11 protein-coding genes are annotated in these 12333 nt (G+C 66.0%); 9 read left to right on the top strand and 2 right to left on the bottom strand.

Going from position 1 to position 12333, the window contains the following annotated elements; genetic code table 11:
• Positions 1–2 precede the first annotated feature (2 nt).
• Positions 3–767 (top strand): 16S rRNA (uracil(1498)-N(3))-methyltransferase, encoded by a 765-nt coding sequence (locus tag QNO00_RS01975; protein WP_229965598.1) that lies wholly within the window; start codon positions 3–5, stop codon positions 765–767.
• A gap of 3 nt (positions 768–770) precedes the next feature.
• Here the strand turns inward: QNO00_RS01975 and QNO00_RS01970 are convergent, their stop codons facing one another.
• On the bottom strand, positions 771–1709 hold the full coding sequence (locus QNO00_RS01970; RefSeq protein WP_229965599.1) for a GerMN domain-containing protein: 939 nt from the start codon (positions 1707–1709) through the stop codon (positions 771–773).
• A gap of 343 nt (positions 1710–2052) precedes the next feature.
• On the opposite strand from QNO00_RS01970, the gene QNO00_RS01965 reads away from it, so the two are divergent.
• The 8 genes from QNO00_RS01965 to QNO00_RS01930 all read left to right on the top strand — a co-directional run bounded on the left by QNO00_RS01965 (position 2053) and on the right by QNO00_RS01930 (position 11169).
• Positions 2053–3096, top strand: a complete 1044-nt coding sequence (locus QNO00_RS01965) for a PhoH family protein (protein ID WP_229965600.1) — start codon at positions 2053–2055, stop codon at positions 3094–3096.
• Positions 3093–3566, top strand: coding sequence for an rRNA maturation RNase YbeY (gene ybeY, locus QNO00_RS01960; RefSeq protein WP_229965601.1), 474 nt, complete (start codon positions 3093–3095; stop codon positions 3564–3566). The genes QNO00_RS01965 and ybeY overlap by 4 nt, the downstream gene beginning before the upstream one ends.
• Positions 3563–4900 carry a hemolysin family protein gene (locus QNO00_RS01955; RefSeq protein WP_229965602.1) on the top strand — a complete coding sequence of 446 codons (1338 nt, stop codon included), beginning with the start codon at positions 3563–3565 and terminating at the stop codon, positions 4898–4900. Before ybeY ends, QNO00_RS01955 begins: the two co-directional genes overlap by 4 nt.
• Positions 4893–5822 (top strand): GTPase Era, encoded by a 930-nt coding sequence (gene era, locus QNO00_RS01950; protein ID WP_229965603.1) that lies wholly within the window; start codon positions 4893–4895, stop codon positions 5820–5822. Before QNO00_RS01955 ends, era begins: the two co-directional genes overlap by 8 nt.
• A gap of 138 nt (positions 5823–5960) precedes the next feature.
• Entirely contained in the window at positions 5961–7565 is a 1605-nt protein-coding gene (locus QNO00_RS01945) for an LCP family glycopolymer transferase (RefSeq protein ID WP_284023455.1), read from the top strand.
• 181 nt (positions 7566–7746) lie between these two features.
• Positions 7747–9489 (top strand): 2-isopropylmalate synthase, encoded by a 1743-nt coding sequence (gene leuA / locus QNO00_RS01940; protein ID WP_229965605.1) that lies wholly within the window; start codon positions 7747–7749, stop codon positions 9487–9489.
• 112 nt (positions 9490–9601) lie between these two features.
• Positions 9602–10354 carry a DNA repair protein RecO gene (recO, locus tag QNO00_RS01935; RefSeq protein ID WP_229965606.1) on the top strand — a complete coding sequence of 251 codons (753 nt, stop codon included), beginning with the start codon at positions 9602–9604 and terminating at the stop codon, positions 10352–10354.
• A gap of 2 nt (positions 10355–10356) precedes the next feature.
• Positions 10357–11169 (top strand): isoprenyl transferase, encoded by an 813-nt coding sequence (locus QNO00_RS01930; RefSeq protein WP_229965607.1) that lies wholly within the window; start codon positions 10357–10359, stop codon positions 11167–11169.
• A 23-nt stretch (positions 11170–11192) separates the two neighbouring features.
• Here the strand turns inward: QNO00_RS01930 and QNO00_RS01925 are convergent, their stop codons facing one another.
• Positions 11193–12284: an alpha/beta hydrolase gene (locus tag QNO00_RS01925; RefSeq protein ID WP_284023454.1), complete on the bottom strand. Its 1092-nt coding sequence runs from the start codon at positions 12282–12284 to the stop codon at positions 11193–11195.
• Positions 12285–12333: the final 49 nt, after the last annotated feature.

Below are 12333 nucleotides of genomic sequence, written 5' to 3'. Positions count from 1 at the left end.
CCATGACCAACCCCATTTTCTTCGGTGACCCGGGCGCCGTCCGCGCCGCCGTGCCCGGGTCAGTGTTTGTCCTCGAGGGACCGGAGGCCCACCACGCCGTAGCCGTGAAGCGGCTTGCCCCCGGCGAACCGGTGGACATTGTGGACGGTGCCGGACTGCGGCTGACCGGCACCGTGTCGGCAGCGGCTCCGTCCCGGCTGGAAGTATCCGTGGAAGCCGTCACCGAAGAAAACGAGGCAGCCGAAAAGCTGATCCTGGTCCAGGCCCTTGCCAAGGGCGGCCGCGACGAGCAGGCGATCGAAGCGGCAACAGAACTCGGCGTGCATGTGGTTCTTCCGTGGCAGTCCGAGCGCAGCATCGTGCGCTGGCGCGCCGACAAGGCGGCCAAGGGACAGGCCAAATGGCAGGGGATTGTCACTGCTGCGGCCAAACAGTCCCGCCGTTCAGCGGTTCCGCTGGTCGAAGAGGTCGTGGAGTCAAAGGCACTGGCGCTGCGGCTGGCTGACGTGGATCTGGTGGTGGTGCTGCACGAGGAGGCCGACGGCGGACTCGCCCCGGCCGTCGCGGAAGCGCGCCGGCGGGCCGGGAACCGGCCACTGAGCATCGCGGTGGTTGTGGGCCCGGAAGGCGGCATCAGCGCCGCAGAAGTGGACCTTCTGCGGTCCGGCGGGGCCGTGGCGGTCCGGCTGGGCGGACACGTCCTGCGGTCCTCGACTGCGGGGCCGGCTGCGCTGGCAGTCCTCAACTCCCTGCTGGGCCGCTGGTAGGAACTACTGCGGCACGGAGCTGACGCTCACGCGCTTGGAATCCTCGTTCTCCCGGTCCTCGCCGTGAAAGACGCTGACGTTGTATTCACCCGGGGGCAGCTCCACGGTAAAGCCGAAAAGCGAGCTGCCTCCGGTGGGTGCCTCGAGTTCGGCATAACCGGTCTCGATGGCGGTCTCCGCCGGCCGGCCGTCCACAATGGGTTCCACCCGCCAGGAGAGCTGGCCGCCTTCGGAGACTGCCGTGCCGTGCACGGTGAGGGAGGATTGCGAGCCGGATCCCTCCTGCGGGTCGATGATCCAAATGGGCGCCATGAGCGCCGCGTCGCGCTGCAGCGGGCCTTCCAGGACCTCGTGCCCAAAGGCGGTGTAATCCGCCTTGCCGTCCACCAGCAGCACCACCGACGCCTCGTGGCCCACGGTGGTCAAACCGGCATTCGATGCCGCCGCGGTGGCCGTGTAGACCAGCTGCTGAACGGCACGGTGGGCCATTCCCTCGTCCATTGAGGTTGTGAAGGCATCCTCGGAAATGTCGACGGTAATGACGTTCTTGCCGGAGATCGAGGCGGTGACGCGGCTGGCCTTGTGCCACGGATTAAAATAGTCCGGATCCGCCGGCTTGCCGGAGGTCATGGCGAGCACTGCTTCACCGATGGGGTCGCCGCCGCTCTCGGCAGGCTGGAATTCCCGGTAGAGCTGGACATCGGAGCCGTTCAGGCCCAGCCAGTAGACGGGTATGCGGCCCGGGGCGGGCTTTCCCTCCGAAGGAGCCGCACCGCTCAGGGGGGACGCCACTGAACCGCCCGCCGCGCCGAAAGAGATGGGCATGGTGGTGGTCGGGGTAACTGCCACCACTCCGCAGCCGCTGAGGAGGAGCGATGAGGCAGCCAGCAAGCCGAGGAATCCCCGGCGGCTGCGCAGTGTCGTTTGGCGCGATGTGCCCATTCTGTCCTCCTTTCGCTGAACGGTCGCTTTCAAGCTTGGCACACGCCAAACGCCGGATCCGCTGTCTTGACCTTCCTGCTACCGGACTGAGACCCGATTGAGACCCGCAGGCGCTGACCGATCAGGCCGGCAATCCCTGCCGGTCCGCAAAACAGGAGAAGACGGGTGCGGGGGGCATCAAGTAATATTGAAGTGTCTGTCTTAAGGCAGGCACTGCGTTTCCTGCCAGAACGGCGCGCGAACAGCGCACGATCAGCACACGAACACCACACGAACACCACACACACGGCACGACCGAGAAACTCTGCAAAGGGGCGATGAAAGGCCTGGGAAGGCCGAATATATGACTGAATCCTCAGGAATTGGCACCATCGGACTGGATCGGCAGACCATCGTCTTTGATTCCACTGAACACATGGTCCAGTCACTGGGTGCCAACGACGAGGCACTCAAGATCATTGAGGCCGCTTATCCGGAAGCCAACCTGCATGTGCGCGGGAACGAGCTTTCGATCACCGGACCGGCGCCCGTAGTGGAACTCACGCACCGGCTGGTGAGCGAGGTCCGGATTTTGGCCCGCAGCCAGACCAAGGTCACGCCCCAGCTCCTGGAGCAGCTGATCACCATGCTCCGGGACCAGACGGCGCAGCGCCCGGCGGAGGTCCTCACGCAGAACATCCTGTCTTCGCGCGGGCGGACCATCCGGCCCAAGACGCTGAACCAGAAAAACTACGTCGACGCGATCGACGAAAACACCATCGTGTTCGGGATCGGACCGGCCGGCACCGGCAAGACCTACCTCGCCATGGCGAAGGCAGTGCAGGCGCTGCAGCAGAAGGAAGTTTCCCGGATCATCCTCACCCGCCCCGCGGTCGAGGCCGGAGAACGCCTGGGGTTCCTGCCCGGGACGCTGAGCGACAAGATCGACCCGTACCTGCGCCCCCTCTACGATGCGCTGCACGACATGATGGACCCGGATTCGATTCCCCGGCTCATGGCGGCCGGGACCATCGAAGTGGCCCCGCTGGCGTATATGCGCGGGCGCACCCTGAACGATGCGTTCATCATCCTGGATGAGGCGCAGAACACCACGCCGGAACAGATGAAGATGTTCCTGACCCGGCTGGGCTTTGGCTCCAAGATGGTGGTGACCGGCGACGTCACGCAGGTCGACTTGCCCGGCGGCACGGCCTCCGGCCTGCGCATCGTGCATGACATCCTCGGCGATCTTGACGACGTGTCCTTCTCCGAGCTTTCCGCCACTGACGTGGTCCGGCATTCGCTGGTCAGCAGCATCGTGACGGCGTACAGCGAATGGGACGAGTCCCGCCGCAACAGCGATCCGGCCGCCGGCGGCCGCCGGACAGGACGGGGGACTGCCAAATGAGCATCGAAGTGAACAATGAATCCGCGGTTGCCGTGGACGAGGAAGAACTGTCCCGGCTGGGGCGCTACCTGCTGGAAAGCCTGTACGTGCATCCGGAAGCGGAACTGTCCATCATCCTGGTGGACGAGGAAGCCATGGAGAAGCTGCACATCGAATGGATGGACATCCCCGGCGCCACCGATGTGCTCTCCTTCCCGATGGACGAGCTGCGGCCCGGAGTCCCCGGACGTCCGACCCCCGCCGGCGTGCTCGGCGACATTGTCCTCTGCCCCCAGGTGGCCGCCGAGCAGGCGGAAACGGCCGGCCACAGCATGCAGGAGGAACTGTTGCTGCTGACCACGCACGGCGTGCTGCACCTGCTGGGTTATGACCATGCCGAACCCGAAGAGGAAAAGGAAATGTTCGGCCTGCAGCGCGAGCTCCTGTCCGCCTACCTGGGCCGGGATGCCCCGAAGGAGACGCGCAGTTGAGCGTTGCCCTGCTGATCCTCATGGCCGTGGCCTTCATGGTCCTGGCCGGGTTGCTCACGGCCGCTGAATCCGCATACGGCTACTTGCCCCGGCATGAGGCCGAAGCCCTGCTGCAGGGCAAGGCGGGCAAACCCCTCCGCCGGATCCTGCAGCATCCCGTGGCACACATGCACGCGCTGCGGTTCTGGCGCGTCTGGTTCGAAATGGCGACAGCAGTCACCGTTGCCACCGTATTCCAGATGCTCCTGGAGAACATCTGGCTGGCCGGGCTGCTGGCCACCGTGGTGATGGCCGGCATCGGTTTTGTCCTGGTGGGTGTTTCGCCCCGCCAGATCGGCCGGAAGCACGTGACCGCCGTCGTCGTCCTGACCGCCGGCCTGGTACGGTTCCTCCGCGTGGTGCTGGGACCCGTTCCCGGCTGGCTCGTGCGGCTGGGCACCGCCGTCGCGCCGGGCACCCAGGGCCCCGATGCCGCCTTCTTCACGGAGGAGGAGTTCCGCGAACTGCTGGACCGTGCCTCCGAGGCGGACATGATCGAAAACACCGAGGCCGAGCTCATTCACTCGGTTTTCGAACTCGGCGACACGAAGGTCCGGTCAGTGATGGTGCCCCGCACCGACATGGTCTGCATCGAGTCCGGTTCCAACCTGCGCCAGGCCATGTCCCTGTTCCTGCGCTCGGGCTACTCCCGGGTACCGGTGATCGAGGACAGCGCCGACCAGATCGTGGGCATCCTCTACCTCAAGGATGTTGCCGCGCAGATGCACTCCAACCCGGCCGAAGCCACGGTCCGGCGCGTGGAGGAATTCGCCCGCGGCGTGCGCTACGTACCGGAATCCAAGGCCGTCAGCGAACTGCTCCAGGAACTGCAGCGCGAATCCACCCACGTGGCCGTGGTGATTGACGAATACGGCGGCACCGCGGGACTGGTCACGCTGGAGGACCTGATCGAAGAGATCGTGGGCGAAATCGTGGATGAATACGATTCCGAGCGCCCCGAAATCGAGAACCTCGGCGGCGGCCGCTACCGGATCAGCTCCCGCGCCGGCATCAACGACCTCGGTGAGCTGTTCGACGTCGACCTTGACGATGACGAGGTCGACACCGTGGGCGGCCTGCTGGCCAAGGCCTTGGGCCGCGTGCCGATTGTCGGCAGCGAAGTGGTGGTCGACGGCGTCGTGCTGCACGCCGAGCGCCTCGAGGGCCGCCGCAACCGGGTCTCGCACATCATCGCCTGGAAACAGCACCGCGAAGCGGAAACAGACGCTCAACACGACGACGGCAGGGAATCCTCCCGCGTCCACTCAACAGAATTGGTACCCCGTAATGACTGATCCACAGTTCCGCGCCGGCTTTGTCTCGCTGGTGGGCCGGCCCAACGCTGGCAAATCGACGCTGACCAACGCCCTGGTCGGCCAGAAGGTGGCGATCACCTCCAGCAAGCCCCAGACCACCCGCCACACCATCCGCGGGATCGTGCACCGCGAAGACTCCCAGCTGATCCTCGTGGACACTCCGGGCCTGCACCGGCCCCGGACCCTGCTGGGCAAGCGCCTGAACGACCTGGTCGCCGACACGCTGTCCGAGGTGGACGCCATCGGTTTCTGCCTGCCGGCCAACGAGGCAGTGGGCCCGGGCGACCGTTATATTGCCAAGCAGCTCGCCGCGCTGAAGGGCAAGCCGGTGGTGGCGCTGGTGACCAAGACCGACCTGGTGGACCGTGCCGCCCTGGCCAAGCAGCTGATGTCGGTGACGGCCCTGGGCAATGAAGTCCTGGGCGAGGCCGGCTGGGCCGACGTGGTGCCGGTCTCCGCTGCCGACGGTTTCCAGGTGGACACCGTGGCCGAGGTCCTCTCCGGATACATGCCGTCTTCCCCGCCCCTGTACCCGGACGGCGAACTGACCGACGAGCCCGAAGCCGTCATGGTGGCCGAACTTATCCGCGAAGCTGCCCTTGAAGGCGTCAGGGATGAGCTTCCCCACTCCTTGGCAGTGGTGGTGGATGAGATTGTTCCCCGCGAAGGGCGCTCCGAAGACAACCAGCTGCTGGACATCCGCGTAAACCTCTATGTGGAGCGGTCCTCGCAGAAGGCAATCATCATCGGCAAGGGCGGTGCCCGCCTGCGGGAAGTCGGCACCAACGCCCGCCTGGCCATCGAAGCGCTCCTCGGCACGCGCATCTACCTCGACCTGCACGTGAAAATCGCCAAGGACTGGCAGCGCGATCCCAAGCAGCTGGTCAAACTCGGCTTCTAGTCCCGAAGGAATGCAGCGGCCCTGAATATTCTTTTCAGGGTCGCCGCGTACACTTTGAACATTCACTCGCGAATCACTACCGAACGTTCACTTGCGAATCGCCACCGTTGAACACGAATTACTGAAGGGGACCGGCTCATGTCATCTCGCCGTGCCGTAACGGGTGCCGGTCCCTCCGGAAACTCCGGCTCCGGAGATTCAGCCTCCGGAAACTCCGGCTCCGGAGATTCAGCCTCCGGAAACTCCGGCTCCGGAGATTCAGCCTCCGGTCCGGCTCCTGCCGGCAATCCCGGCGGCCGCCATCTGGGCCGCCACGGCGCCGCGCACCCGGTCCTGCGGGCAGTGGCAGTCATCCTGGCCCTGACACTGGTCTCCGGCTTGGCATTTGTCGGCGTGCAGGTTGTCCGCCTGCAGAACAACCTGGATACCAAACCGCTGAACCTGGGCGCCAGCCAGGAAGCGGCAGTGCCGGTGGACACCAACACCGATCCGCTGCAGATCCTGATCCTGGGCACTGATAACCGCGAGGGCCAGGAGAGCAACAACTCCGACGTCATGATGCTGGCGAACATGTCAGCAGACCGCTCGCACGTTACGGTGGTCAGCTTCCCCCGCGACCTGCTGGTGCCGCTGCCGGAGTGCTCGGATCCGGACACCGGCAACACCTATCCGGCCATGGACCTGGGCCAGCTCAACGGTGCCCTGGGCAACGGCGGACCCGGCTGCACAGTGGCGGCCATCAACGAGCTGACCGGGCTGAACATTGACCACTTCATGATGGCCGACTTCGACGCGGTCAAGGAGCTGTCCGACACCCTGGGCGGTGTTGAGGTGTGCGTGAACCAGCCCGTGGAAGACGAACTGTCCGGCCTGAGCCTCCCCGCCGGAGTCAGCAGCGTCCAGGGCGATCAGGCCCTGGCCTTCCTGCGGACCCGCCACGGCTTCGGCAACGGCGGCGACGAGGGCCGCATCCGCGCGCAGCAGAGCTTCATGGCGTCCATGGTCCGCAAGGTCCAGGACGAAGGCACGCTCAAGAATCTGCCCAAGCTGTACTCCATCGCCGAAACCGTGACCCAGAACCTGACGGTGGACAAGGACCTGACCAGCGCCTCCTCGCTGATCGCCCTGGCCGGCCGGCTCAAGGACGTGGACCTGGGCCGGGTTGCCTTCGTCACCGCACCGGTTGTCCCGTACGAGTACGACAACAATCGGCTGGTGCTGGACGAAGCGGCAGCCGAGCCGCTCTTCACCGCGTTGGTGGAAGACCGCGACATCACCAAGCCGGCGGAACCGGAAACGGCTCCGGGCACCGCTCCGGCGGAGGGAACGCCGCCTCCGGCGGAGGAAGCTCCGCTCTTCGATCCGGCAACGATTCCCGTCACCATCCTTGATGCCACCGGCAGCGCCGACGAGGCCGGCACCGAGTCCCGTGACCAGGACCTGGCCGCCTACCTGCTCTCGGAGGGTTTCGCCCTGGCGGCCTCCGGCGGGCAGACCGGCGCACCGAGCCCGGCAACGCAGGTGTTCCACGGCCCGGGCTACCTTGAAATGGCGCAGCAGGTGGCCGCGGCACTGGGAATTCCCGCAGTGCAGGTCGTGGCGAGCAACCTGGTCACCGGCGTCAGCGTGCAGGTCGGGCAGGACTTCACCACCGGAAACACCATGCCCGACGCCGGAGACGTGGGCGGCCTCACCGGCCAGACCGCGGCTCAGGTGACGTGCCAGTCGGCTTTCGGAAACTAACAAATTCGCAATTCACAATTGGGTAGCCCCTCGGGCTGCTGTTAGGGTGGTCACGTGCGCGCAGAGCTTCGTCTTCTTAGCTGCCGCGGCGGGGCCATAACCAACGTATAGGCCGCCCCTCGCTGCGGAGTTTGTGTTGCCCGGCCGCTCTTTTGAACCACTAGAAAAGGCCACACCAGACATGCGAAATGCACAGCAGCCCTCGGGAATGCCCGTCTCCAAATACGTTCCCTTCCAGGACCAGATCAGCTTCGAGCTGCCGGACCGGACCTGGCCGGACAAGCTCATCACCAAGGCTCCGCGCTGGTGCGCGGTGGACCTGCGGGACGGCAACCAGGCCCTGATCGATCCCATGAGCCCCGAACGCAAGCACAAGATGTTCGACCTGCTGGTGCAGATGGGCTACAAGGAAATCGAGGTCGGTTTTCCCTCCGCCTCCCAGCTGGACTTCGACTTCGTCCGCCAGCTGATCGAGGGTGACCGCATCCCCGATGACGTCACCATCCAGGTGCTGACCCAGTCCCGGGAGCACCTGATCGAGCGGACCTACGACTCCCTGGAGGGCGCTGACCGCGCCATCGTCCACCTGTACAACTCCACCTCGGTGCTGCAGCGCAAGGTCGTGTTCAACACGGACCAGGACGGCATCGTGGACATTGCGCTCTCCGGCGCCCGGCTGTGCAAGAAGTATGAAGAGCAGCTGCGCGGCATTGACGTCACCTACGAGTACTCGCCCGAGTCCTACACCGGCACTGAGCTGGAGTTTGCCCTGCGCATCTCCAACGCCGTCGCCGAGGTCCTGGAAGCCTCCCCGGACCGGCAGATGATCCTGAACCTCCCGGCCACCGTGGAGATGGCCACCCCCAACGTGTATGCCGACTCCATTGAATGGATGCACCGCAACCTGGCGAACCGGGACTCCATCATCCTGTCCCTGCACCCTCACAATGACCGGGGCACCGGCGTGGCCGCCGCCGAACTGGGCTACCTGGCCGGCGCGGACCGCATCGAGGGCTGCCTCTTCGGCAACGGAGAGCGCACCGGAAATGTGGACCTGGTGACGCTGGGCATGAACATGTTCAGCCAGGGGATCGACCCGCAGATCGACTTTTCCGACATCGACCATGTCCGCCGCACGGTGGAGTACTGCAACCAGCTGCCCGTTCCCGAGCGTTCCCCCTACGGCGGGGACCTGGTCTTTACTGCGTTCTCCGGTTCCCACCAGGACGCCATCAAAAAGGGCTTCGAGTCCATGGAAAAGGACGCCGCCGCCGCGGGCACCACGGTGGACGGAATTCCGTGGGCAGTGCCGTACCTGCCGATTGACCCGAAGGACATCGGCCGCAGCTACGAGGCAGTGATCCGGGTGAACAGCCAGTCCGGCAAGGGCGGCGTTGCGTACCTGCTCAAGAACGAACACAACATGGACCTGCCGCGCCGGGCACAGATCGAGTTCTCCGGGGTCGTCCAGCGCCGCACCGACACCGCCGGCGGCGAAGTCACCGGGGCCGAACTGTGGAAGGTGTTCCAGGACGAGTACCTGCCCACCACCCCGGAGGCCGACGGCGAACCGTGGGGACACTATGCCCTCTCCTCGGTCAATGCGGACACCGCCGAAGACGGCACGTTCAAGCTGACGGCGTCGCTGAACATCGCCGGCGTGCAGCAGAAGCGCATGGCTTCCGGCACCGGCCCAATTGCCGCCCTGCTGGAAATCCTGAGCGAGGACGGCATCGATGTCCGGCTGCTGGACTACACCGAGCATGCCCTATCGGCCAGCGGAAATGCCGCGGCGGCCTCCTACGTGGAATTGGCTGTGGGAGAGCGGGTGCTCTGGGGCGTCGGAATCGACCCCAACACCACCATGTCAGCACTCAAGGCGGTCATTTCCGCCGTGAACCGGGCCATCCGAGACCGGTCCTGACCGGTCCTGACCGGAACCCGGCGGGTCGCGGGAAGCCGCGCGGCAGGCGCGCCCGGGAGCCAAGTGCTCCGGGGTGCGCCGGAGCCGGGGCCGGACGTGGGAAAATAGCATGGTGGCAGGAAAATCATTAGCTTCCCGGACGTACCGGGACGAGGGCGTCATCCTGCGCACCCACAAGCTGGGTGAGGCGGACCGCATCCTGGTGCTGCTGACCCGCAACCACGGCCAGGTCCGTGCCGTTGCCAAGGGGGTGCGGCGCACCTCGAGCAAGTTCGGAGCCCGCCTGGAACCGTTCATGGTGGCGGACCTGCAGCTGCACTCCGGGCGCAACCTGGACATCGTCACGCAGGCCACGACCCTGGGCGCGTACGGGCACGGCATCGTCTCCGACTATGCGCGGTACACCGCGGCGGCAGCCATCGCTGAAACCGCCGAGCGGCTGACCGACGTCGACGGCGAGTCAGCCAATGCCCACTACCATCTGGTCATCGGCGCCCTGGCGGCGCTGAACCGCGGGGCCCACGCCCCGGAGCTGATCCTGGACTCCTACCTGCTGCGGGCGCTGGCCACCGCCGGCTGGGCGCCGAGCTTCACCGTCTGCGCCCGCTGCGGCGCCCCGGGGCCGCATTCGGCGTTCGCCGCAGCGTTGGGCGGCGCCGTCTGTTCGTCGTGCCGCCCGCCCGGGGCGGCATCGCCCTCTCCCGAAACCATGGTCCTGCTGGCCGCCCTGCTTTCGGGGGACTGGGCCACGGCCGACGACGCCGGGCAGCAGCCGCGGCGGGAGTCGGCGGGCCTGGTGGGCAGTTATCTTCAATGGCACCTGGAACGGGTCGTCAAATCACTTCAACATGTGGAGCGTGTCTAAGCTTGCGTTCAAAGCCCCAACCGGCAGTCCTGCCGCATCCTCCCGTCCGGCCCGAACCGCATCCCTCCGGCGCGGTTCCGCCTCCGGTGCCCGCAGAGCTGGTGCCGCAGCATGTGGCCATCGTGATGGACGGCAACGGGCGCTGGGCCAACCAGCGCGGACTGCCGCGCACCGAAGGGCACCGCGCCGGGGAAGCGGCCCTCCTGGATGTCATGGCCGGCGCCGTCGAGATGGGGATCCGGCACGTCTCCGTCTACGCGTTTTCCACCGAGAACTGGAAACGCTCGCCCGAGGAGGTCCGCTTCCTGATGGGCTTCAGCCGGGACGTGCTGCGCCGGCAGCGGAACCAGCTCAATGAGTGGGGCGTTCGGATCCGCTGGTCCGGCCGCCGGCCGCGGCTGTGGCAGTCGGTCATCAAGGAATTGGAAACCGCCGAAGAGGTGACCCGGGAGAACACCGTCTGCACCCTGAACATGTGCGTCAACTACGGCGGCCGGGCTGAAATCACTGATGCCGTGTCGGCCATCGCCGCCGACGTGGCACGGGGCAAACTGCGCCCCGGATCCATCACTGAAAAAACCATCCAGAAATACCTGGACGAGCCGGACCTTCCGGACGTGGACCTGTTCCTGCGCACCTCCGGCGAGCAGCGCCTCTCCAATTTCATGCTTTGGCAGTCCGCCTATGCGGAGATGGTCTTCATGAACACCCTTTGGCCCGATGTGGATCGGCGCACGCTCTGGGAAGCCGTGGAGATTTACGCCCGCCGGGACCGCCGGTACGGGGGAGCAGTGGATCAGGCATCGCCCGCATAACCGGTGCGGCGGGCTGATCCCGGCTAGCCCTTCAGCATGAAGGCGCGCGCCCACTGTTCAAGTTTGCCGTAGACCCGGCGCCGCACGGGACCGGCCGACAGCAGCACATCGTGCAGGGCGTCCTCGAACCGGCAGACGGTGACCTGCGGACCGAGCAGCAGCCCGCGCTGGACCATCAGGTGCACGTCCAGGATGCTGTCGGAGGTCTTCATGGCTTCGTTCCAGGGGCCGGCCATCGTGGAGGTGGCCGAGGCCATCAGCAGGATCGGCACCCGAATGTCCAGGCCGTGGGCCACCTGCGCGTGTCCGGCGAGCACAGCGGTGATCCACCCGGCCCTAATCGGCCAGCTGTTGCGCGGTTTCAGCTCCGGGTCCGGGTCCCATTCGCCGTCGCCCTCGCGGCTGATGCTGCGCCAGTAATTGGTCATTTCCGGAACCTTCAGACGCGTTTTGGGCCGCAGCCGTGCCAGCGGTTCCAGCAGCCCGGCGGTTGCGTTGCGCACCACCCAGGAGCCGGTCATCTCCAGCCAGGGACTGTTCAGGATCAGGGCTTCGATGCGCCCGGGATGGCGGTGGGCCCAGAGCGAGGCGACCAGGCCGCCGGTGGAGTGGGCCATCATGCTGACCCGCACCGGGGTGTCGGCGCCAAGGTGTTCGCGGACGTGCCCGGTCAGGGCTGCCAGCGCCGCTTCAATGTCGGCGTCATAATCCTGCAGGTCTTGGGTGAACCCCTCGGACTGTCCGGGCCGCAGGCTCCGCCCGTATTTGCGCAGGTCCAAGGCATAGAAGGCGACGCCGAGCCGGCTCCAGAACTGCGCAAGCTCCGTCTGGAAAAAGTAGTCGCTCCAGCCGTGGATGTAGAGGACTGCGTGAACGGGTTCGGGTGCCACGGGAGCCCGCAGGCCGTGCAGCAGGCGCCGGGCCCGGCCGCCAAGCGTGGGAGGAGGCGGCGGCTCAGGAGAGTAGGACACCAGCGTGGCCACGACGGGCCCTTCCTCATCTTCGCCCAGCTCCAGGGTCAGATACTGGTAGCCGTCGCCCAGGATGTCCGGCTTCCACTCCGAGCCGTTCCCGTCGGCGCCCGCAAAACTGTCCATGTATTGAGTACTGCCCATGTATTGAGTACTGCCCATGTATTGAGTACTGCCCATAAATCGAGAATAG

This window comes from Arthrobacter sp. zg-Y1219, from assembly GCF_030125545.1.
GTDB lineage: Bacteria > Actinomycetota > Actinomycetes > Actinomycetales > Micrococcaceae > Arthrobacter_B.
This window is presented reverse-complemented; position numbering and strand designations above follow the sequence as displayed.